Source organism: Aureivirga sp. CE67, from assembly GCF_015767245.1.
Classification (GTDB): Bacteria; Bacteroidota; Bacteroidia; order Flavobacteriales; family Flavobacteriaceae; genus Aureivirga.
In genome coordinates this window covers 32,240-51,123 of sequence record NZ_JADOTV010000018.1, presented here as the reverse complement: position 1 = coordinate 51,123, position 18,884 = coordinate 32,240, and the positions used below count along the sequence as shown (strand labels likewise).

General features: G+C 25.9%; 26 protein-coding genes. 20 read left to right on the top strand and 6 right to left on the bottom strand.

All coding sequences use genetic code 11. From position 1 onward, the window contains the following. Nucleotides 1-7 precede the first annotated feature (7 nt). The 5 genes from I0K12_RS17065 to I0K12_RS17045 are packed head-to-tail and all read right to left on the bottom strand — an operon-like array spanning nt 8 to nt 2,173. Complete coding sequence (locus tag I0K12_RS17065) at nt 8-568, bottom strand: hypothetical protein (protein WP_196889354.1); 561 nt, start codon at nt 566-568, stop codon at nt 8-10. Nucleotides 569-587: 19 nt separating this feature from the next. Beyond that, nucleotides 588-974, bottom strand: a complete 387-nt coding sequence (locus I0K12_RS17060; RefSeq protein ID WP_196889353.1) for a VOC family protein — start codon at nt 972-974, stop codon at nt 588-590. A gap of 27 nt (nt 975-1,001) precedes the next feature. Continuing rightward, entirely contained in the window at nt 1,002-1,409 is a 408-nt protein-coding gene (locus tag I0K12_RS17055) for a hypothetical protein (protein WP_196889352.1), read from the bottom strand. Then, nucleotides 1,402-1,845 (bottom strand): hypothetical protein, encoded by a 444-nt coding sequence (locus I0K12_RS17050; protein ID WP_196889351.1) that lies wholly within the window; start codon nt 1,843-1,845, stop codon nt 1,402-1,404. Before I0K12_RS17050 ends, I0K12_RS17055 begins: the two co-directional genes overlap by 8 nt. 4 nt (nt 1,846-1,849) lie before the next feature. Further along, the gene (locus tag I0K12_RS17045; protein ID WP_196889350.1) at nt 1,850-2,173 is read right to left on the bottom strand and encodes a hypothetical protein; all 324 of its coding nucleotides are present in this window, start codon (nt 2,171-2,173) and stop codon (nt 1,850-1,852) included. A gap of 148 nt (nt 2,174-2,321) precedes the next feature. Between I0K12_RS17045 and I0K12_RS17040 the strand changes: the two genes are divergently transcribed. The 19 genes from I0K12_RS17040 to I0K12_RS16950 all read left to right on the top strand — a co-directional run bounded on the left by I0K12_RS17040 (nt 2,322) and on the right by I0K12_RS16950 (nt 17,367). Beyond that, nucleotides 2,322-2,582 carry a hypothetical protein gene (locus I0K12_RS17040; protein WP_196889349.1) on the top strand — a complete coding sequence of 87 codons (261 nt, stop codon included), beginning with the start codon at nt 2,322-2,324 and terminating at the stop codon, nt 2,580-2,582. Between the two features lie 12 nt (nt 2,583-2,594). Beyond that, nucleotides 2,595-2,993 (top strand): hypothetical protein, encoded by a 399-nt coding sequence (locus tag I0K12_RS17035; protein WP_196889348.1) that lies wholly within the window; start codon nt 2,595-2,597, stop codon nt 2,991-2,993. Further along, the gene (locus I0K12_RS17030; RefSeq protein ID WP_196889347.1) at nt 2,994-3,455 is read left to right on the top strand and encodes a hypothetical protein; all 462 of its coding nucleotides are present in this window, start codon (nt 2,994-2,996) and stop codon (nt 3,453-3,455) included. Nucleotides 3,456-3,505: 50 nt separating this feature from the next. Then, a complete protein-coding gene (locus tag I0K12_RS17025; RefSeq protein WP_196889346.1) occupies nt 3,506-4,360 on the top strand; it encodes a hypothetical protein in 855 nt (284 codons plus the stop codon). 74 nt (nt 4,361-4,434) lie between these two features. Continuing rightward, nucleotides 4,435-5,139: a hypothetical protein gene (locus I0K12_RS17020; RefSeq protein ID WP_196889345.1), complete on the top strand. Its 705-nt coding sequence runs from the start codon at nt 4,435-4,437 to the stop codon at nt 5,137-5,139. Nucleotides 5,140-5,400: 261 nt separating this feature from the next. Beyond that, the gene (locus I0K12_RS17015) at nt 5,401-6,018 is read left to right on the top strand and encodes a tetratricopeptide repeat protein (protein ID WP_196889344.1); all 618 of its coding nucleotides are present in this window, start codon (nt 5,401-5,403) and stop codon (nt 6,016-6,018) included. 168 nt (nt 6,019-6,186) lie between these two features. Then, complete coding sequence (locus I0K12_RS17010; RefSeq protein WP_196889343.1) at nt 6,187-6,342, top strand: hypothetical protein; 156 nt, start codon at nt 6,187-6,189, stop codon at nt 6,340-6,342. Nucleotides 6,343-6,426: 84 nt separating this feature from the next. Beyond that, nucleotides 6,427-7,353: an alpha/beta hydrolase gene (locus I0K12_RS17005; protein ID WP_196889342.1), complete on the top strand. Its 927-nt coding sequence runs from the start codon at nt 6,427-6,429 to the stop codon at nt 7,351-7,353. Nucleotides 7,354-7,809: 456 nt separating this feature from the next. Then, on the top strand, nt 7,810-8,661 hold the full coding sequence (locus I0K12_RS17000) for a hypothetical protein (protein ID WP_196889341.1): 852 nt from the start codon (nt 7,810-7,812) through the stop codon (nt 8,659-8,661). 3 nt (nt 8,662-8,664) lie between these two features. Then, on the top strand, nt 8,665-9,516 hold the full coding sequence (locus I0K12_RS16995) for a hypothetical protein (RefSeq protein ID WP_196889340.1): 852 nt from the start codon (nt 8,665-8,667) through the stop codon (nt 9,514-9,516). A gap of 3 nt (nt 9,517-9,519) precedes the next feature. Next, nucleotides 9,520-9,909 (top strand): leucine-rich repeat domain-containing protein, encoded by a 390-nt coding sequence (locus I0K12_RS16990; RefSeq protein ID WP_196889339.1) that lies wholly within the window; start codon nt 9,520-9,522, stop codon nt 9,907-9,909. Between the two features lie 64 nt (nt 9,910-9,973). Further along, nucleotides 9,974-12,229, top strand: coding sequence for a hypothetical protein (locus tag I0K12_RS16985; RefSeq protein ID WP_196889338.1), 2,256 nt, complete (start codon nt 9,974-9,976; stop codon nt 12,227-12,229). Nucleotides 12,230-12,235: 6 nt separating this feature from the next. Further along, nucleotides 12,236-12,586, top strand: a complete 351-nt coding sequence (locus I0K12_RS16980; RefSeq protein ID WP_196889337.1) for a hypothetical protein — start codon at nt 12,236-12,238, stop codon at nt 12,584-12,586. 5 nt (nt 12,587-12,591) lie between these two features. Further along, complete coding sequence (locus I0K12_RS16975) at nt 12,592-13,443, top strand: hypothetical protein (protein WP_196889336.1); 852 nt, start codon at nt 12,592-12,594, stop codon at nt 13,441-13,443. An 8-nt stretch (nt 13,444-13,451) separates the two neighbouring features. Continuing rightward, entirely contained in the window at nt 13,452-14,015 is a 564-nt protein-coding gene (locus I0K12_RS16970) for a hypothetical protein (protein ID WP_196889335.1), read from the top strand. Nucleotides 14,016-14,180: 165 nt separating this feature from the next. Next, a complete protein-coding gene (locus tag I0K12_RS16965; protein WP_196889334.1) occupies nt 14,181-14,885 on the top strand; it encodes an NADase-type glycan-binding domain-containing protein in 705 nt (234 codons plus the stop codon). 30 nt (nt 14,886-14,915) lie between these two features. Next, entirely contained in the window at nt 14,916-15,554 is a 639-nt protein-coding gene (locus I0K12_RS16960; RefSeq protein WP_196889333.1) for a hypothetical protein, read from the top strand. 212 nt (nt 15,555-15,766) lie between these two features. After that, entirely contained in the window at nt 15,767-16,213 is a 447-nt protein-coding gene (locus tag I0K12_RS16955) for a GNAT family N-acetyltransferase (protein ID WP_196889332.1), read from the top strand. Nucleotides 16,214-16,779: 566 nt separating this feature from the next. Continuing rightward, complete coding sequence (locus I0K12_RS16950; protein ID WP_196889331.1) at nt 16,780-17,367, top strand: sigma-70 family RNA polymerase sigma factor; 588 nt, start codon at nt 16,780-16,782, stop codon at nt 17,365-17,367. 348 nt (nt 17,368-17,715) lie between these two features. Here the strand turns inward: I0K12_RS16950 and I0K12_RS16945 are convergent, their stop codons facing one another. Next, nucleotides 17,716-18,348: an endonuclease III domain-containing protein gene (locus I0K12_RS16945; RefSeq protein ID WP_196889330.1), complete on the bottom strand. Its 633-nt coding sequence runs from the start codon at nt 18,346-18,348 to the stop codon at nt 17,716-17,718. A gap of 35 nt (nt 18,349-18,383) precedes the next feature. On the opposite strand from I0K12_RS16945, the gene bcp reads away from it, so the two are divergent. Further along, nucleotides 18,384-18,833 (top strand): thioredoxin-dependent thiol peroxidase, encoded by a 450-nt coding sequence (gene bcp, locus I0K12_RS16940; protein WP_196889329.1) that lies wholly within the window; start codon nt 18,384-18,386, stop codon nt 18,831-18,833. The last annotated feature ends 51 nt before the right edge of the window (nt 18,834-18,884 follow it).

Below are 18,884 nucleotides of genomic sequence, written 5' to 3'. Positions count from 1 at the left end.
TAAATTCTCATTTACATTTGCTAACTAAATAATAAGCTTTATCATAGTAAATTGACTTTTTAAGTTCATCACAAGGACGTATTTTTTTGTCTTTATATGTAAGAAAATCATGAATTTCTAATTTGTTGAAAGAAATATTTTCAGAAATTCTATAATATTTGTTTGAAATTGGTTTTGTTTTTATTATATGAAATCTTGTAGAATCATTTACTGTATATTTTTGAATAATAATTTCAGATTTGTTATCCTCACTTTTATAAACTAGTAAATCCTGTTTTAATGATTCCGTCTCTTTCCAAAAAGAGAATGAAAAGTTTAAAGTGAAATAAACTAGAATTGAAAATAGAGAAAATAAAGTTATACCTAAAATCCATTTCTTTTTTCTTAAAAATTGAATGCCTAGAAACCAAAGTGTAAAAACGAATAAATTAATTGAAATGAAAAAGGAATAACCATCCATAACAAATTGAGAAAATATATTTAATGGTTCCGAGTTTTCTGGAATAAGAATTATTAAAATAATGTTTATTATAATTAAAATTAGTTCTAATAAAAGTATCTTTTTCATAGAGCTTATTGTTCTATTATTAATAATTCTGAACAAGTTCAATTTCCTCTAAGTCAGGACCTGTAATAAATGCTACGGAACGAATTGTATTTTGTAAATCTTTAGATTTGATATGAAAAGGACCACGTACTGGGAAAATATTTTTGGTAGATAAATAGTCCAAACTTTCTTCCAAAGATTCGATTGCGATAGCAAAATGAGGAATATTACCTCTTCCACCTGCCTTATATTGATCAAAAGGAAATAGTTCTATAAAAGTAAAATTGTCGATTGCAACTTTTACATTTAAATTACTATCATCTTCTCGAATTTGAAATCCTAGAGTTTTAGTATAAAAGTCAATTGATTCTTCAAGAGATTTACAGCTGATTGCTACATGATTTAGTTTAGCAGATTTTAAGCCCATTGAATTGGTTTTAAGTTTATTTTTTTACTATTTATCTTCAAAAGGATTATTTATTTTACCAGATATAAAAGGGAAATACAAATCCCTATCTTCTAAATAATCAAAACTATTGTTAAGGCCACTTTCATAAAAACGTTCCCATTTTCCGTTTTTGAATAAAAAATGAATAATAGATTCTTTTTCCCCTTTATTAAAGCTCAATTTTAATTTATCTTCTTCTTCAGGTTTATAATCAAAATCAAATAAATTTTTAGAGTTTAAATTATCCGTAATTTTCAAAATAGTCTTTTTATTTATATCAAAATCATCTGGGTAATGTATAAGTTGACCAAGAATAAAGCCTTTAGCCCTTCTTTTCAGTTCCCAATAATTTTCCTTAAGATTGATTTTTTCATTACAAGTACAAAACTTTAAATGTTCTGAAATTTTACACATGAGCTTCTCTTTTTAAAATATCAATAAATTGATCTGGATTTTTTAGTTTTAATTCTAAATTAGTATTCACATTCGCTTCAGAAACAAAATATATTGAAATCATTGAGCCATTTGTTCTTTCTACTTTTTTAATTTTAGAAAAAGGAATTTTATGGATTAAATCAAATTTTAGAGAAACAGCAGCTGTAATAATGTTCCCTCTGACCCAAAACTCTTGTGTTGTTAAAATGACTTCAAGAGTCTTCTTAGAGCCTCCTATTTTGGTTAAAAAAGAGTTGTTCGAACGACCTGAAGCATATTTTTCTCTAAAAAGAATCGTAACAGAATCTAAATCTGGGAAAATAGAGAGTGCTTTTTTACTTTTGATAAAAAACATTAAAACTATTAAAACAGAAATAAGTAAATAAATACCTATGAATAATTGTGTAGAAATCATAAAACTATTTAGGATCTAAGGTCATCACATAATCATAACTTTCATTCAATAATTCGATCATTTTTTCATGATTATCCAACATCTCGTTTTTAATTAAAACATATCCGCGCATAACAGCTCCGTGAGATTTAAAAAGACTAGAGTCAAGTTCCTCTATATATTTTTCTTGAATTTCTTTAGAGAAACGAATTCCGAATTCTCCATCTTTATTTAAAAGAGAAAACATGTAACCATTTGCCGAAGTATAAGGCATTGTTTTTCCTTTTCTTTCAAATCGTTCGCATTTGTCTACGATTTCATCATATTTTTTTAAATTTTCTTTCCACATGATTTTTAATTTTTTGATTAATTTTCTCGAAAGTAATGAAAAATAATAATAGATAAATATTTTAATAGAAATTTTGATAGTTTTTGATTTCTATGCGTTATATAATAAATATAATTTTAACTTGTGAAGATTTTAAAACTTAAAGGAAATGTTTCAACCAAAACACCAAATTACTTTATCGGATGGTGATAGTTACACACTTTATGGCGAAGATTATTTTTGTGATAAAAAGGTTTTTTGGGAAGCACATCAATCCATTTTAAAACATTTAGTAGAAGCTTTAGAAATATCAAAATTACCTATAAAAGTTTTAGAAATTTCGGAAAGAAAAGAATTAAAATTTGAAACTATAGTTGCTTTTCAGAATTGGCTAGAAAAGAAGCATCCTTGTAAACATTTTTTCCACTAAAAATTAAATATGATGAAAAATTTATTAAAAATTGTATTCGTATCAAGTCTAGTCTTTACATTAAACTCATGTAATGATGATGACGATGATCAAAGACAACAAGAAATGTTAGAAATTCAGAATTTGTTTTCTGAGATTGAAAATTTATCCAAAAGCGAAACTTGTGAAAACTCAGAAGATTGGTCATTTACAAGTTATGGAGATAAAGCTTGTGGTGGGCCAGAAGGGTTTATTGCTTATTCTAAAAATATAGATGTTTCTGCTTTTTTAGATAAAGTAGCAAAACATAAAGCACTTCAAGAAGCTTTTAATATGAAATGGGATGTTGTGAGTAATTGTATGGCGCCAGAAGAACCAGAAGGAGTAATTTGTGAAGATGGAGTTGCAAAATTTACTTATCGTTTTGATTAGATGAAATGTAGGTTTTTACTTATTGTTTTAAGTTTATTTTTTATTTCTTGTAAAGAAAATAAGAATAGAAAGATAGTTGCAAAATGGAATTTTTATAAGTCGAATGCGAATCATTGTGAAGATGATGAGTCAAATTCACCAACTTCTTGTGTTTTTCATTTTAAAGGAGAAAGGTTTCTTAGAAATGAATCTTATATTTTTGATGATAAAGGGAAAATAGATTCTGTTTATTCTTATAGAGTTCCTTTGGGAGTCAATATTTATAGCATGAATGAATATGGTAAATTGATGCTGAATTTAGATACTTTAGGTTTTAAAAAAATGAGAGAGTTTCAAGTGAGTTGGGATGCGGGAAATAAAACTTTAAAAGAAAAAGATATGACTATACGTTATAATATTTTTGAGGATGATAAAATAATTATTAAAAATGAAAAAGAGTTAATCATTTACGAATTGAAATAATACAAGATTGCATGAATTTTAAAATTATATTGCTATGTTTTTTAATCACAATGAATATAATAGCTCAAGAAAAATTAGGTCAAATTAATGATCCAGATGGATATACAAATGTACGAGAACAAAAAACCTCTAAGTCAAAAATAAAATTTAAAGTATATGAAGAAGAATATTTTTATTTTGAAGAATTAGCAAATGAAAATTGGTTTAAAATAACAAATATGGATGGAGATTCTGGATTTATGCATAAATCTAGAATTAAAGAAATTACGGAGTTTAAATTCAAAGGAAAAACTTACAAAGCTTCTGAGATTAAACTTAAAATCAGAGTGAAAAATATTGGAGAAACTTTCGTTCGTATAATTCAAATAAAAAATGAAAAGACTGTTTGTGACGCTTTTGTTGAAGTTTATAATGAAAAAACAGAAAAATTTGATTATGAATATATCGATCCGTTAGGTGGATCTGCAGGAATTTCTTTTTTAGAAGACGCTGTTCCAAATCATTTGATTTTAACAAAACATGGAAGTTATGATGGTAGAACAATAATTGTAAATAACAAAGGAAAAGTAACTGAAATGACAGGAGGTTCTATTTCAAAAATTATAAATAACAAATATTTATTGAATTTTGAAGAATGTGATTTAGGATACTGTGGAATGTCCGTTTATGATTTGCAAAAAGATGAGATTGTATTAACGTATTCTAATTTCATCGAAGGTTTGTTTTTCTATAAAAATAAAATTTATATTCACCTTCAAAATGTGGAAGGAAACTCAAAAGAATATGTAGGATTAGATTTAAAGAATTTAAAACTCAAAGAAAAAGAAATTTTAGAACTTAGCAGAGAACATTATTTTGAAGATTGGTTGCGTTTTGAATTAAAAGATGGTTGTTTATGTTATTGAGAAAGATTCACTGGTTCCCGTTATAGGATAAATCTTTAATTAATATTATTTTCGAGAGAACTAAAAATATGAATATGAAAACGAAATTTTTTCTTTTTTTCTTAGGACTATTGCTTAATATTCCATTTTGTCAAAGTCAACAAATAAATGACTCTTTTTTTGTGATAAATATAAAAGGAGCAAAGATTTATGAAAAGCCTACTTTTAAATCAAAAACTAATCATAATATTTCTTTAGGAAAGTCAATTTTGGTAGAGAAAATAATTCCTACAAAAGAAGTTTTTGAAATTTCAAAGAATTTCTCTTTAAAAGGAAGTTGGATAAAACCAAAAGGAGTTGATGGTTATGTTTTTAGCTCAGATTTTTCTATGAAGAAACCAAATGTTTTTTTGAAACATGAGCGTCTTAAAAGTATCAATTTTAGAGGGGAATCATTAAGAGAAACCAAAGAAAAAGGTGCGTATATTACTGCTGATTCAGAAAGTATTTCGATTGAGTATGAATATACATTTTATCCAAATGCGAAAGAAACATATTATTCTTTGGATGGTTGTTTTTATGAAATTGTAGAATACCGAAATTTGACTTTAAATGAAGTATATCATCAAATGATAAGTGATACACGAGAAGGCTTAGAAAGTAATAAGTTCTATCTTTTAGATTTTGTTTCAAGGAGTGAGAATGAAATAATTTTTCAAGGGCAACTAGGTGTTGATGAAGTATATTTAAGAATTAAAGAAAATGGTTTATTTGAAGTAGAAATTACAAGTTGTACTTAATGAACTCATTTAAACTTTTTAACTTAAAATTCGTTTCAAGCATGTTCATTACTGGCTTGTGAAAAATTTTAACCATAGCTATGGCTATGCTGAAATTTTTTCCCTTCACCATCAATAAACATCAGATAAAACTCTTAGTTTTAGCAAAAAAGTTTAAGTAAGTTCAATAATTCATTTTACTAAAAAATAAATCAAAAAACCTTTTGTAAATAGAAAAACAAAAGGTTTTTTTGAATTATAAATTATCGGAAATTTAAATCAATGAAAAGAATATTTTATTTCATAGCTGCAATTAGTCTATTTTCTTGTGGTTCAAAAGATAAACCTACTGAAAAAAAGTTGATAGTAGATTCTAAAGCCCAATTTTTAAACGACCATGCTGTTGTTTTGGCAACTACTCATCGTGAAAAAGATAGTATTTTGAAAGCTATAAAAATGTTGCATAAAGCCACAGAAATACAACCAGATTATTTTATTGCTTTTTCTAATAAAATGGCATTTCAAAATCAGGTAGGTTTAAGAGATGAAGCTTTTAAGACCTTGCAAAAGATGATTTCTTTAAGTCCAGAAAACCCAGATTTGTATATGGCTGAGGGATATTATTATGATGAAAAAGGAGAAACTGAAAATGCGATAGAAAAATATCAGAAAGCAGAGGAATTATATATTTCACTTTTGAAAAAGTTAGAAAAAGGAACAGAAAATTACGATATGAATAGAATGAATAGAGCTTTGAATCTGAAATTATTAGGTGAAAATGAAAAATCAAATAAAGTTTTAGATGAAATAATTCAAGATACTTCTAATGAAATTATTAAAGAGGAAGCGATGAAATATAAAAAAATGACAAAAGAAGATATTATTAAAATGGAAAATTAATTTTAGATCATTGATTTTTCTAATTACTAGAATTGTTAAAAATTAAAATTGTTTAAGAATTTTAAATAATTAATTGTTAAAAAAATAACGATATTTATGTTATCGTGTTAAAAAAATATCTTATATTGGTTTAAATTAGAATATTGAATAATAATTAAATTTTTTATCATGAAAAAACTTAAAAAACTTAAGAGTGCTAAAGTTTTGAGTAAATCAGCTCAGAAAACAATTAATGGTGGTAATGGTGCACTTTGTATTTTTCCTGCAATGCGTTGTGATGACGGAAGGTGTTCAGAATTTTGTAAAGAACCATTTTTAGACTAAAAAAAGAAAAGAAAAAGATTCTATCTGAAATACAATATTTCAGTAGAATCTTTTGTTGTTTATAGCAACAAATGAATACCAAAAATGAAAAAGAGAAAATTATTAAAAATAGCGATTACCTTAATTGCTATTTTGGCTTTGTTTATACACTTCTACGTACCAAGATTTATTACTGAAATTCGAAACCCACTCATAGAAATTGTAAGAGGGGGGAATTCTAAAACGATTTCTCCAAAATTTGAAATAGAAAATACTAATGGTAAATATCTCAATTTTGAAACTTTTGATGGATTAAAAATATCTAGTTACATAACTTATTCAGATCATGAAAATCCGAAAGGAACTGTAATTTTACTTCATGGAATTCGTTCCAAAAAAGAACATTTTATTTCCTTAAGTCAAAAATTAGCAAATCAAGGTTATAATTCTGTTGCTATAGATCATCGAGCTCATGGAGAGAGTGAAGGAACGCATTGTACTTTTGGTGTGAAAGAGAAAAAAGATATTTCAAAACTATTAGATGTTTTAGAAAAAGAAGAAAAAATCACTGAAAATATTGGGGTTTGGGGACAATCTTTAGGTGGAGCAATTGGTTTACAAGCTATGGGAAATGATCCAAGAATTAAGTTCGGAATTATAGAAAGTACTTTCACCGATTTTGAAACGATTGTTCATGATTATTTTCAATATCATTTAGGTTTTAAAGATGAATTATTGACTGATTATTTAGTTTCGAGAGCTGGAGATATTGCAGAATTTGATGAGGAAGATGCAAAACCAATGAAATATTGTAAAAATATAAATCAGCCGATTTTATTGATTCATGGGGATGAAGATAAGAGAATAAATATAAAATATGGAAAAGAAAATTTTTCTAATATAATCAGTTCTAAAAAAGAGTTTTTAAAAGTAGATGGTGCAAATCATTTAAATGTTTGGAAAGTTGGAGGAGAAGCATATTTTGAAAAGGTTTTTTCTTTTTTAGAATACAAGAAGTTTAAAGATGAATAAGAACGTGTAGAGAAAATGAGATATATAGTTCAAATTATAAATTACATTGCAATTAGTTTATTAGTTCTTCTAAATTTAACAACCATTTATTTTTATATTAATTTAGTTTATTATGGTTGCCATTATGGATTGAGATGGACTTATCTATGTTTGACTTTATTTGAATTAATACTTCTTGTTATGATGAGTCTGTTAAATCTTACTTTATTTTTTATTTTAAGAAAAAGAAAAATTCCATTAGTTATTAATGTTTCCATTAATTTATTGATAATTATTGGAATCTGTTTTTTTTGTATAAAAGTTTTAAATTAAAGGTGAAAAAATTTTAAACACGAGAATTAAATTAAAATCTAATTTATACTCATTTTCAAAATTAAATAGATTTAGTTTTTATATTTGCTCCGATTGCTATGAATAATCCTAGATTTTAGCAATTAAATAATCAAAATTATAAAAATGAAAAGAATCTACCTTTTATTTGCTTCACTTTTAGTTTTAAGTTGTAATACTTCAGAATCTAAAATTAATAACGAGAAAAAAGAAATTACTCCAAAAGAAATCAAAGATACTTTAATTGATAACAAGGAAAATGAAAAACTTGAAATTGAGAAAGAAAAAGAAAAACCTTCTGAAAATAATAGTATTTCACCAATATCTTTTTCATCTGAAAAAGGAACAGCTGTTTTAATTGGAGAGTCTATTAAACTGTTGAATGAAAATTTAGAAATAATAGATAGTTTAAATTTAAAACAAGGAAGTTTTGTCAATATTATCGCAAAGTCAGATAGTCTGTATAATAAAAAAGAATATTGTGATGCATTTAATTATTTGAAAGTGAATTTTATGTTGAAAAAAGGAGTACTAGATGGAAGATTTGTCTATAAGATTGATGAAAAAATAGTAGATACTATTGATTCAAAAAATAAAAAGCTAAAACTGTTTAGAACTAAATATTATGGAATTGGGTTTGTTGATGATGATGGTCTTACTTTATGTTTTAAATATAGACAACCTGTTGTTTTGAAAGATGAATCAAAAGGTTTTTTTGGTTTGGTTGAGGTTGAAGAAGATATTATTTCTGGAAAAGAATCTGAATTTAAAAGTGCTGGATTTCTTCAATTAAATCAAGATGATGTTGGGCAAGAAAAAGTGGAAAATGTAATTTTTACTGAAGATGGAATTATCTTAAAAATTAAAAGTTCTATGCATGATTCTTATATGTTTTTCGATTTGTTTTTGAGATATGAAAATGGAAAATACATTGCTAAATATTTGAATAAATCTGAATGGAAACGAATAGAATATTAAACTATGAAAAGAATCTACCTTTTATTTGCTTCACTTTTAGTTTTAAGTTGTAATACTTCAGAATCTAAAATTAATAACGAGAAAAAAGAAATTATTCAACAAGAAATCAAAGATACTTTAATTGATAACAAGGGAAATGAAAAACTTGAAATTGAGAAAGAAAAAGTAATAACTTCTGAAAATAATAGTATCTCACCAATATCTTTTTCACCGGAAAAGGGAACTGCTGTGTTAATTGGAGAGTCTATTAAACTGCTGAATGAAAATTTAGAAATAATAGATAGTTTAAATTTAAAACAAGGAAGTTTTGTCAATATTATCGCAAAGTCAGATAGTCTGTATAATAACAAAGAATATTGTGATGCATTTAATTATTTGAAAGTTAGAAATGTTTTTAAGAATGGAATAATGGATGGAAGAGATGTCTATAAAATAAGTGATGCGATGTTGGATACCCTTGACTCAAATCAGAAAAAAATAAAACTTTTTAGAACTGAATTTTATGGAATTGGAGTTTCTGATGAAGAAGGTCTAACTTTTTGTGCAAATTATAATGAACCTGTTGTTTTTAAAGATGAGTCAAAAAGTTTTTTTGGTTTGGTGGAAATTGTAAAAGATAGTGTTTTTGAAAAAGCAACTTGGAATAAAAAAGTTGATTTTCTTGAGTTAATGGCTAATGACGGAGCTTATGACAAAGTAAAAAATATAACTTTTACAGAAAATGGAATTATTTTAAAAATTAATAGAAGCTTTCAAGAAGGGTTTACCAATTTCGATTTGCTTTTAAAATATGAAAATGGAAAGTACAAAGCGAAATATTTGAATTACCCTGAAACGAAATATGAAGAATATTAAACTATGAAAAAAGAAATTTTAGAAAAAATAGCACAAGTAAAACTTAATAAATCAAGTTTGTTGAGTTTGCCAAAATGTGATTTAGAATCAATACCAAAAGAAGTTTTTGAACTGACACATTTGACTAATTTAAACTTAAGTGAAAATAATTTAAAAACAATTCCTTCAAAGATTTCGAAGTTGAAAAATCTTGCTGTTTTGTATTTAAATGGTAATCAAATTGATAATTTTCAGAAAGAATATTTTCAAGATTTTGAAACATATTTTAGAAAAACAAAAATTGGTGTGGTGGATTTAGTTCTAAAAACAATAACTATAGATTCGTTTAAACAAATTCCTTTGGAATTATCTGATAAATATAAATTGAAAAGATCTAAGACACGAAATGTTTAGAGAAAAAATGAAAAATAAAACTTGAAAAAAAGAGTTTTAAAATTGAAAGCTTAAACAAAATACTATGAAAAAAATACTACTTCTCTTTGTTTTATTTAATACTATGTTTTCTGTAGCGCAAGATCGGTTAAACGATTCGATAAATCAGAATCAAAAGAAAAAAAAGTTTTGGGGTGGAGAATATAAAAGAAATAAAAATAAAAATCACACATTACCTGAGTTCTCTTATGGGCATGAGATGTATGAGTTAGATGAGAAAATGAGAAAAGGGGATTTTGAAGCTCTTTATGAAATTTCAAAATATTTGGATAGTGAAAAAGAAATAGCAGAATTTATTTGTATGGTCATTTATTCTACAGAATCACAAATTGCAAAACGATTAATTAAAGAGAATTGTTTTTTTCTGAAGAATGAAATTAATTTAGAGGAGAATTCAATAAGTACAAAATCATTCCGAGCATTTTTGAATGAAAATAAAGATAAAATTGTTTTTTCTGAGGCTATAAATGGATTTGTTTTAACTCCTTTTGAAGAAAGAGAAGTTGTATATGAACTAACGGAATTGACAGATTTTAAATTTCATGAACTTTTAAATAAAAAAAAGGAGTTAATGGAATTAGATTGGGTTAAAGAAAATAATATTGATGTTCTGATTGAAAATAAAAATCCAAAAGCTTTATTAGAAATTGCTTTTATTTATCTTAAAAATAGATATAGAAGGTTTCAAAAACCATTGATTTATGGAAAACATGAGACTAAAGATTTATTTGATGAAAACAATATAAAAAAAGAAGATGTTATAGATTTAATGGAATTATTGACAAGAACAAACCTTGCAGTTATTGGAGATTATGGAAAATTAGAATATAATATTGAAGAAGCTTTTTATGAAGAAGTAAGAATAAATGTCGTTGCTTTTTTCTCTAAATATTATAAAGATAATAAATGGGATGAGAGAAGAAATATTTTTGTAAATCCTAAACTTTCAATAAATAATACAAATCATGTTGATGCTTTATTTGATAAAATGTTTTCTAAAAATGATTCAATTGCCATAAATGCTTTTATTGAATTAACGCAATCAGATTTAGTTTTAGTAAATGAAGGTATTAAAAAACAAAAAAGAACATTTTTAAGCGATTATAATTATGTGATTCCTTCTTTTGCTTATGATTTTTTAGAACAATTGGTACAACTCACAGATTATTGTAAAGAAAATCAAATTGATTTTTTAGGAAATGATGAATTAAGAAAAAATATTGAATTGTTGAAATCTAAATTAACTGTAAAAGAAAGAAGATTTTTAGAAAACGAAATAGTTGAAGAGCTTACCATTGAAAATATCACGGCTTTTGAATATTGGGCAATTATCTACGAGAAAAATTGGGAGTTAACATATTCTGCTGGGAAAATTATTGATAAGTTTTATTCTAAGAATTGGGAAACTTTATTGCAAAATCCAAAGCATTTGAAATGTTATGTAATAAAATCTTATTATTATGATCATTTAGGAATTATTGGGAATTGTAATAATTATTCAAATAAATTTGTGAATAGCTCCTTGGAAACAATATTATTATTGAAAAAACTTAAAAAGTTAAATCCTAAATATGAACTACAATTTAAGGAAGTAATTTCTAAGGCTAAAACTAAATTAAAATTCAAAGAAGAAAAAGAGAAATCATCAGAAGTAAATTATGATAATGTGAGATTTGATTTTTTAGCCGAATTAGAACAATTAGAACAATTAGAAAAGGAAGATACTTATGAATATGAGTCTAAATTTGATAAGATATTTTCAGAAATTTATTATGATCAAATTGAAGAAGCATTAAGTGTAGTAAATAAAACTCCATTTGAGGCTTATGATAAATATAATTTTTTAGAAAGAGATTTTGGTTTTGCAATTTTAGGAGATTTCGATGATGCTAATTTTCGTGAAGAGTTTTTGAAGAACTATCGAAAGTTTAGTAAAAAAGAATTTCATGAATATTATTTAGAAAAAATAGGAATAGATTATAAAAAATCTGATGGAACTTTTGATTTCGATAAAGTTTATGAGATTTTAAAATATGATCTGAAGATTGCATTTGTTGGTGGTGGCGGTGGAGTGGAAGATAATGGTGTTTATTTACTGATAAAATTATTGGAAATTCATTTTAATACAACTCTAGGTTTTCCTGAGAAATTATGTAATTCCCATAATGTGTATGGATGTACTTCTTTAGAAAGAGCAAATGCTTGGATGAATTATTTGCAAGTAAATAAATATGTAAAAGAAGATATAGAACCATTATCTTTTTCAAATTTTAGAAATTAAAATGAAATGAAAAAAATAGCTTTTGGTGAATTTGAAGATTATATAGTTTTTAAATCAATGAAAAAGAATAATGAGTTTATAATACACGAACCAATATTTTTTGAGTTGATGAATAAATTATATGATGTTTATTGGGTTGAAAAGAAAATTAATTATGTTCAGGTTTTGAAAGAATGGAATGAAGATATTGGATTTTATGGTTTGGATGAAAAACCTTCTGTAATTAATGATTTAGAAGAATTTATTGAAGCTTTGAAGTTTGTAGAATTAAAATATACTGAAAAAGAGAATTTAATCAATTTGATTGATTTTTTAAGTAAATATAAAAATGAAGGATTAAAGATTTTTAGAATATGATGAAAATGAAAAAAAACTTCAAACTATTAATTTACTTATTGCCAATTATTGTTTTTTCGCAAACGAAAAATTATTGTGAGAATCAAAATTGTTCATTAGGTAAAGAGGATTCAGCACATTTTGACCCTTATTTTAATGGGCATTTATGCGAAAATTTTAATCCCAACCAAAAAGATTTTAGTAAAGAATATTTAGATATTCAAATTGCCAATTACGAAGAAGATTCGTTTGATGTTACTGATTCTGTAAAAGGATTTAATTTCGATGTGAAATCTTTATTTCTTTCTGGAGAACAAGCTGAGAATGGTGTAATTGGTTTAGATTATAAAAGAATACAATTTTACATTTATAAAGCAAAACAGGATACTGAGAATCCACGGGTTTTTAAAATTTATGGAAAATCGAATGTAAAAGGGAATATTTGTGATTTTAAAGGGGAAATCAGAATTCAAAAAATAATTGAATTTAAAGAAAGTGATTTAGATTTAAAACAAGGAAATATTTTTGCTACTTATGAATTTTTTGAAGATAAAACACAAAATCATGTTGGTGTATTTAAAGGAAGTTTTGAAAGTCAAATTACTTTCGATTTCTCTAAAAAGTTAATTGCTTTGGATGACTCTTTTGATTCTGCAGATAGTTATTTTAACAGAACTTATGTAGGAACTTGGCAAAGTTATAAAACAGGAAAAATCAAAAAATGTATTTGGGGAGATTACCGTTTACCATTCACTTTTGATTTTGATTGTGGAGATGGAGAAATGTTAGTTTGTCCAAAATATGTAAAAAATGGTTGGGAAACTTTTAATGATGGAAGTGAATATCTGAATGAAAATAAATGGTGGAAAAATAAATAAAACAAAAAATGTATAGAAATTCATTTCCAAAATGTGAGAAAGAAGGAGCATATAATTTGGTGCCGTTTTCGTATTTTATCAGCAAAGGAAAAATACCTTCAAAATGTAATTCTTGTGAAAATCTTTTGGAAGGGGAATGCATAAGAGATTTTAAAAAAACAAATTCTTATTTACAGTTAGATTATGGCTTTTGCGGAATTTCTGGAAATACAAATCCAGTTTTGAAAAATAAAGTAAACGATATTGAGATATTTGTTCCAGAAAAATGTTCTAGTTGTGATTATTTAGCTAATTATGCTGAAGGATTTTATTGTAAGAAAAATGAAGAAGAACATGGAGATTTTAAACGTGGGTTGGATTGGGGCGATTGGGAGCCAAAAGGTAGAATTCAGTCTATTGGTAAAGGGTCTGTAAATCATGGAGTTTCTATTTTTACTAATAAAAATATTTTAACCCAAGAAATCATAGAGCTTTTAGAAAATTCAGAGAAAATTAAAGCGATGAAGATTTATAGAAAATTAAATAAAATTGAAACTATAAAAGAAGCAAAAGAGGATATAGAATTATATTGAACTGATTTAAATTTTTAAACTCAAAATTCGTTTCAAGCATGTTCATCACTGATTTGTAAAAATTTTTAATCATAGCTTAGGCTATGTTGAAAATTTTTTACTTCATCATTAATAAACATCAGATGAAACTCCTAGTTTTGGAATAAAATTTTAAATCAGTTCATTATGAAAAATAAATATTTCGGTTTTTTGATATTGTTTCTAAGTTATTCTGCACAATCTCAAAATGTTTTAAAAACAGAAATTTATGCAGAATTAGATTTTAGTTTAAAAGTACAATCGGACTGGGAAAAGATTAATATACTTTTAAAAGATAAAGATTGGTCTGAAATGACAGAAGAAGAATCAGCTTTGATTTCAAAATATGACGCAATGGTTTTTGAAGATATGTGGGATATTGTAGGTGAAGGATGTAGTTGGTATTGTGGAGCAAATTTTACAGTAAAAACTTCTTCCGAGTTGAAAGCTTCAACAAAGTATAATTATAAAGCATCTAATATTTCAGATTCGAGTTATAAAACTGCTTGGGTAGAAGGGAAGGAGGGATCAGGAATTGGCGAAACAATTACTTTTGAATTTGCTGAAAACCATCCGATGATTGAGGAAATTATTTTTGTAAATGGTTATGTGAAAAGTAAAAAATCTTGGAAAGCTAATAATCGTGTAAAGAAAATGAAAATGTTTCTAGATGATGTGTTTTATGGAATTATTGATTTTCAGGATGTTTATGCAGAACAATCTTTAAAAATTACTTTAAAACAAAAAACAAATAAATGGCGATTAAAATTTGAGATTTTGGAAGTTTATCCTGGAGAAAAATACGATGATACAGCAATCACAGAAATTTATTTTGACGGACCTTCACATTAATAGTATCTTTGGAGAAATTAGAATAAATCAATGAAGAAAATATTAATCCCCCTGATAGCAATTTCTCTGATTGCTTGTAAGAATACTTTAAAAGAAAATATAGCGCAAGAAGTTGAACAAAAACAAACTACGCAAACTTCTGATGAAAAAGTGGAATTAAAAACTTCCGAAGCAAAGATAATAGAACCAAAAAAAGTTCTAATACAACAAGATTCTGTAGTTCCACAAACTAAGAAAAAAAGAGCTAGAGGGAAAGTTAGAAAATCTCGTCAGTTAGTAGATTGGGAACTGAATAGATATATTTTGAAATGTCCTAAAGATTATAGAAAAGAATTAGAAGCAGAAATTGAAAATATGCGAAATGAATGGAAAGATATTCCATTGACGCTTTATGTGACTTTTAAAAATGTAGAGCTTGCAGATTATTTACAGATTAATTTTGTAGATGAAAATGGAAAGGAATTCGATTTTGGTTTTGGAAATAATAATTTTGGAGATTTAAAATTGTATGATAAAGGAACATTAGCCGCCAATAAAGATTTAATCGGAAAAGAGTTTAAAATTAATTGGGGACTAAAACGCTCTGAGTTTTCTTGTTGTTCTGGAGAATATAAAAAAGTAGAAGCTTTTATGCCGTCTATTTATAAAATAGAATTGCTTGAAGATTAAAAATTAAAGAATGTAAAAAACGTTTGTCTTACGAAGAGCAGAAGAAATATTTAGAAAATAAATGTAGATACAAAATAATAAATGATTCGTTAATTTTTGAATTTGAAACAGCTAGTAAGCATAAAGTTTATTGTCTAGAAGATTTTTAAAAGCAGGTGTTTTTTCGTATTTTAAATAGAATTTAATTTATTTCTAAAGTCTATAATTTAAATATGAAAAATATTAAAAGGCAAGATATTGGATATTCTGTTTCTACAGATGCTGAAAAGCTAGATATTGAAATGATTCATAATTTTCTTTCTTCAGATTCTTCTTGGGGAAAAGGGATTACTTTTGAGAAAGTACAGAAATCCATTGAGAATTCATTAAATTTTGGTTTGTATAAAAATAATGAGCAGATTGGCTTTGCAAGAGTTATTTCAGATTATTCCACAATTGCTTATGTTGGAGATGTTTTTATTTTAAAAGATCATCGTGGGAAAGGTCTGAGTAATCTTTTGATGAAAGAAATTATGAATCATGAAGAATTGCAAAATTTGAGGCGTTGGATTTTAATGACTACAAGATCACCATGGCTCTATAAAAAATATGGCTTTACTCATGTTGAGAATCCAAAATTATATATGGAAAAATTCAATTCGAGTTCTAATATACATTGAAAAGGATTACAATAACTTTCATTTGTTTTCAAAATAAACTAACTACATAAGTAGAGTACTATTTTATTCTATCTAAAAAATACATTTTATTAATAATTCTGCTATTCATATTTTAAATGTATTCGATTTTAGAAACATATTTTTTTAAAACTTTAGCTATATCAAGAGTTTTGAACTAGAATTCGAATAATAATAATGATAAAATCACCTTCTGTAAACCTTAAATTAACATTAATGTTTCATTATTGCTTCCGATATCTATAATATATTTCGTATATTTATTATAAATATCTCAGTTTTGAGATTTTTAAATAAAATATTTTCAAATTATTGATTTATTTATTATATTTAATTAAATAAAAAATTCATTTTGTATTTTTTTTAACAAAAATTAGTGAATCTATTTGTTTTTAAGAAAAATTTAATTCATATTTGAAACATATTAACCAAACAATATTGCGTATAGCCAAAAATTACTTTTTTTAAAATTATAATAACATATTGATTTTTTATGACGCTTGCTTCATTGCAAGTGGTCCATTGTATAATTAAAAGTAATATTTGGTATGAGCAAATTAAAATTACAGGATAGCCTATTGGTTAGTAGCTACATCAAAGGAGACGAAAGAGCACTTGAAATTCTTATCAACCGACACAAACAAAAAATTTACAGCTTCATCATGTCTAAAGTATTAGACAGAGAAATTGCAGAAGATATTTTCCAAGATACCTTTATTAAAGTTATTCGTACACTTAAAAGAGGTGTTTATAATGAAGAAGGAAAATTCTTACCTTGGGTAATGCGAATTGCACACAACTTAGTAATCGATCATTTCAGAAAATCTAACAGAATGCAGATGTTTAATAACAAAACAGATGATTTTGATATTTTCTCAATCATTAGTGATGATGTATTAAACGTTGAAAAACAAATGATCAAGTCTCAAATCGAAAACGATGTTAGATCATTAATTGCTAAACTTCCAGATGATCAGAAAGAAGTTTTAAAAATGAGAGTTTATAAAGATATGAGCTTTAAAGAAATTTCAGAATCTACAGGTGTAAGTATTAATACTGCTTTAGGTAGAATGCGTTATGCTTTGATAAACTTGAGAAAATTAATTGATAAACACGAAATCGTTTTAGTTAACTAAACTTTTAGAATAAATCGGAACATTCTCTTAAATCGAATGCCTAATAATTAAATTAATCAAAAAACAAATATTAATATAACCAAGTACAATAAAATATTCGTATTTTCGTTTTAGATGTATAAATTAGCAGAAATGCTTAATTAAACAATATGAAATGAATACATACGTTAAAAAATCTTCAAAAGGCAGAGAGAAGGAACCGAAGAAGGAGACTATTCAATTTTTATTGAATTATTCTAAATCTTTAAAAGTTGTTAAAGATAAGAAAGACAGATGCATAGAAATGAACCTAAATTAACTTATACATAAAAAGCTTATATCGACGTGATATAAGCTTTTTTTTATGTTTTACTGTATTGATTTTCTACCTATCGTTTTTGTAATAATATCTTTTTCAATATCCCAACCCCTAGCAGGAGAATATTCTCTCCCATAAAAGATAATCTGTAAATGCAGTTTATTCCAAAGTTCTTTTGGAAAAAGTCGTTTCGCATCCTTTTCAGTAGTTTCTACATTTTTTCCAGTTGTCAGATTCCACCTGTACATCAATCTATGTATATGTGTATCTACAGGAAAAGCAGGAACTCCAAAACCTTGACTCATAACTACACTTGCAGTTTTATGTCCTACTGCAGGAAGTTTTTCTAGTGCCTCAAATGATTGTGGTACTTCTCCGTCATGCTCTTCAATCAAAATTTTAGACAAACCATGAATTCCTTTTGATTTCATCGGAGAAAGTCCAACAGGCTTAATAATTTCTCTGATTTCATCAACAGTCAACTTCACCATATCATACGGATTATCTGCTTTTTCAAACAATAAAGGTGTGATTTGATTAACTCGTTCATCTTTACTTTGGGCAGACATTAATACTGCAATTAGTAATGTATATGGGTCTTTATGATCTAAAGGAATTGGCGTCTCAGGATATAATTCTTCTAAAGTATCAATAACAAATTGTACTCGTTCTTTTTTGTTCATTTTTACTTATTTTTACGATAGTAAAATTAAACATTATGACGACATTACAAAAAGGAGATAAAGCACCTGATTTTAAAGTAAAAAACGAAAACGGAGAAATCGTTTCTTTAAGCGACTTTAAAGGAAAAAAACTTGTTTTATTCTTTTACCCAAAAGCTAGCACGCCAGGATGTACTGCAGAAGCTTGTAATTTGAGAGATAATTATGAAACTTTTAAAGAAAAAGGATATGATGTTTTAGGAGTAAGTGCGGATTCTGAAAAGAGACAAACGAATTTTAAAACTAAAAATGAATTACCTTATTCTTTATTAGCTGATGAAGAAAAAGAAGTAATCAATGCTTATGGAGTTTGGGGACCAAAAAAGTTCATGGGAAGAGAATATGATGGAATTCATAGAACTACTTTCATTATTGATGAAAATGGAATTATTGAAGATGTGATTTCTAAAGTAAAAACAAAAGATCATACTGCACAAATTCTTTAATTCAAAAAGAAAATATAAAAAAGCCAAGATTTTATACAATTTATAAAATCT

Bases quoted from the DNA above. Each gene is read 5' to 3' on its own strand.
- I0K12_RS16960 (WP_196889333.1), top strand. From the start codon at position 14,916: ATGAAGAAAATATTAATCCCCCTGATAGCAATTTCTCTGATTGCTTGT.
- I0K12_RS17010 (WP_196889343.1), top strand. From the start codon at position 6,187: ATGAAAAAACTTAAAAAACTTAAGAGTGCTAAAGTTTTGAGTAAATCA.
- I0K12_RS17060 (WP_196889353.1), bottom strand. From the start codon at position 974: ATGGGCTTAAAATCTGCTAAACTAAATCATGTAGCAATCAGCTGTAAA.
- I0K12_RS16950 (WP_196889331.1), top strand. From the start codon at position 16,780: ATGAGCAAATTAAAATTACAGGATAGCCTATTGGTTAGTAGCTACATC.
- I0K12_RS17015 (WP_196889344.1), top strand. From the start codon at position 5,401: ATGAAAAGAATATTTTATTTCATAGCTGCAATTAGTCTATTTTCTTGT.
- I0K12_RS16975 (WP_196889336.1), top strand. From the start codon at position 12,592: ATGAAAAAAAACTTCAAACTATTAATTTACTTATTGCCAATTATTGTT.
- I0K12_RS17040 (WP_196889349.1), top strand. From the start codon at position 2,322: ATGTTTCAACCAAAACACCAAATTACTTTATCGGATGGTGATAGTTAC.
- I0K12_RS16980 (WP_196889337.1), top strand. From the start codon at position 12,236: ATGAAAAAAATAGCTTTTGGTGAATTTGAAGATTATATAGTTTTTAAA.
- I0K12_RS16945 (WP_196889330.1), bottom strand. From the start codon at position 18,348: ATGAACAAAAAAGAACGAGTACAATTTGTTATTGATACTTTAGAAGAA.
- I0K12_RS17050 (WP_196889351.1), bottom strand. From the start codon at position 1,845: ATGATTTCTACACAATTATTCATAGGTATTTATTTACTTATTTCTGTT.
- bcp (WP_196889329.1), top strand. From the start codon at position 18,384: ATGACGACATTACAAAAAGGAGATAAAGCACCTGATTTTAAAGTAAAA.
- I0K12_RS17065 (WP_196889354.1), bottom strand. From the start codon at position 568: ATGAAAAAGATACTTTTATTAGAACTAATTTTAATTATAATAAACATT.
- I0K12_RS16990 (WP_196889339.1), top strand. From the start codon at position 9,520: ATGAAAAAAGAAATTTTAGAAAAAATAGCACAAGTAAAACTTAATAAA.
- I0K12_RS17035 (WP_196889348.1), top strand. From the start codon at position 2,595: ATGAAAAATTTATTAAAAATTGTATTCGTATCAAGTCTAGTCTTTACA.
- I0K12_RS16970 (WP_196889335.1), top strand. From the start codon at position 13,452: ATGTATAGAAATTCATTTCCAAAATGTGAGAAAGAAGGAGCATATAAT.
- I0K12_RS16985 (WP_196889338.1), top strand. From the start codon at position 9,974: ATGAAAAAAATACTACTTCTCTTTGTTTTATTTAATACTATGTTTTCT.
- I0K12_RS17025 (WP_196889346.1), top strand. From the start codon at position 3,506: ATGAATATAATAGCTCAAGAAAAATTAGGTCAAATTAATGATCCAGAT.
- I0K12_RS17005 (WP_196889342.1), top strand. From the start codon at position 6,427: ATGAAAAAGAGAAAATTATTAAAAATAGCGATTACCTTAATTGCTATT.
- I0K12_RS17045 (WP_196889350.1), bottom strand. From the start codon at position 2,173: ATGTGGAAAGAAAATTTAAAAAAATATGATGAAATCGTAGACAAATGC.
- I0K12_RS17030 (WP_196889347.1), top strand. From the start codon at position 2,994: ATGAAATGTAGGTTTTTACTTATTGTTTTAAGTTTATTTTTTATTTCT.
- I0K12_RS17000 (WP_196889341.1), top strand. From the start codon at position 7,810: ATGAAAAGAATCTACCTTTTATTTGCTTCACTTTTAGTTTTAAGTTGT.
- I0K12_RS17020 (WP_196889345.1), top strand. From the start codon at position 4,435: ATGAAAACGAAATTTTTTCTTTTTTTCTTAGGACTATTGCTTAATATT.
- I0K12_RS16955 (WP_196889332.1), top strand. From the start codon at position 15,767: ATGAAAAATATTAAAAGGCAAGATATTGGATATTCTGTTTCTACAGAT.
- I0K12_RS16995 (WP_196889340.1), top strand. From the start codon at position 8,665: ATGAAAAGAATCTACCTTTTATTTGCTTCACTTTTAGTTTTAAGTTGT.
- I0K12_RS16965 (WP_196889334.1), top strand. From the start codon at position 14,181: ATGAAAAATAAATATTTCGGTTTTTTGATATTGTTTCTAAGTTATTCT.
- I0K12_RS17055 (WP_196889352.1), bottom strand. From the start codon at position 1,409: ATGTGTAAAATTTCAGAACATTTAAAGTTTTGTACTTGTAATGAAAAA.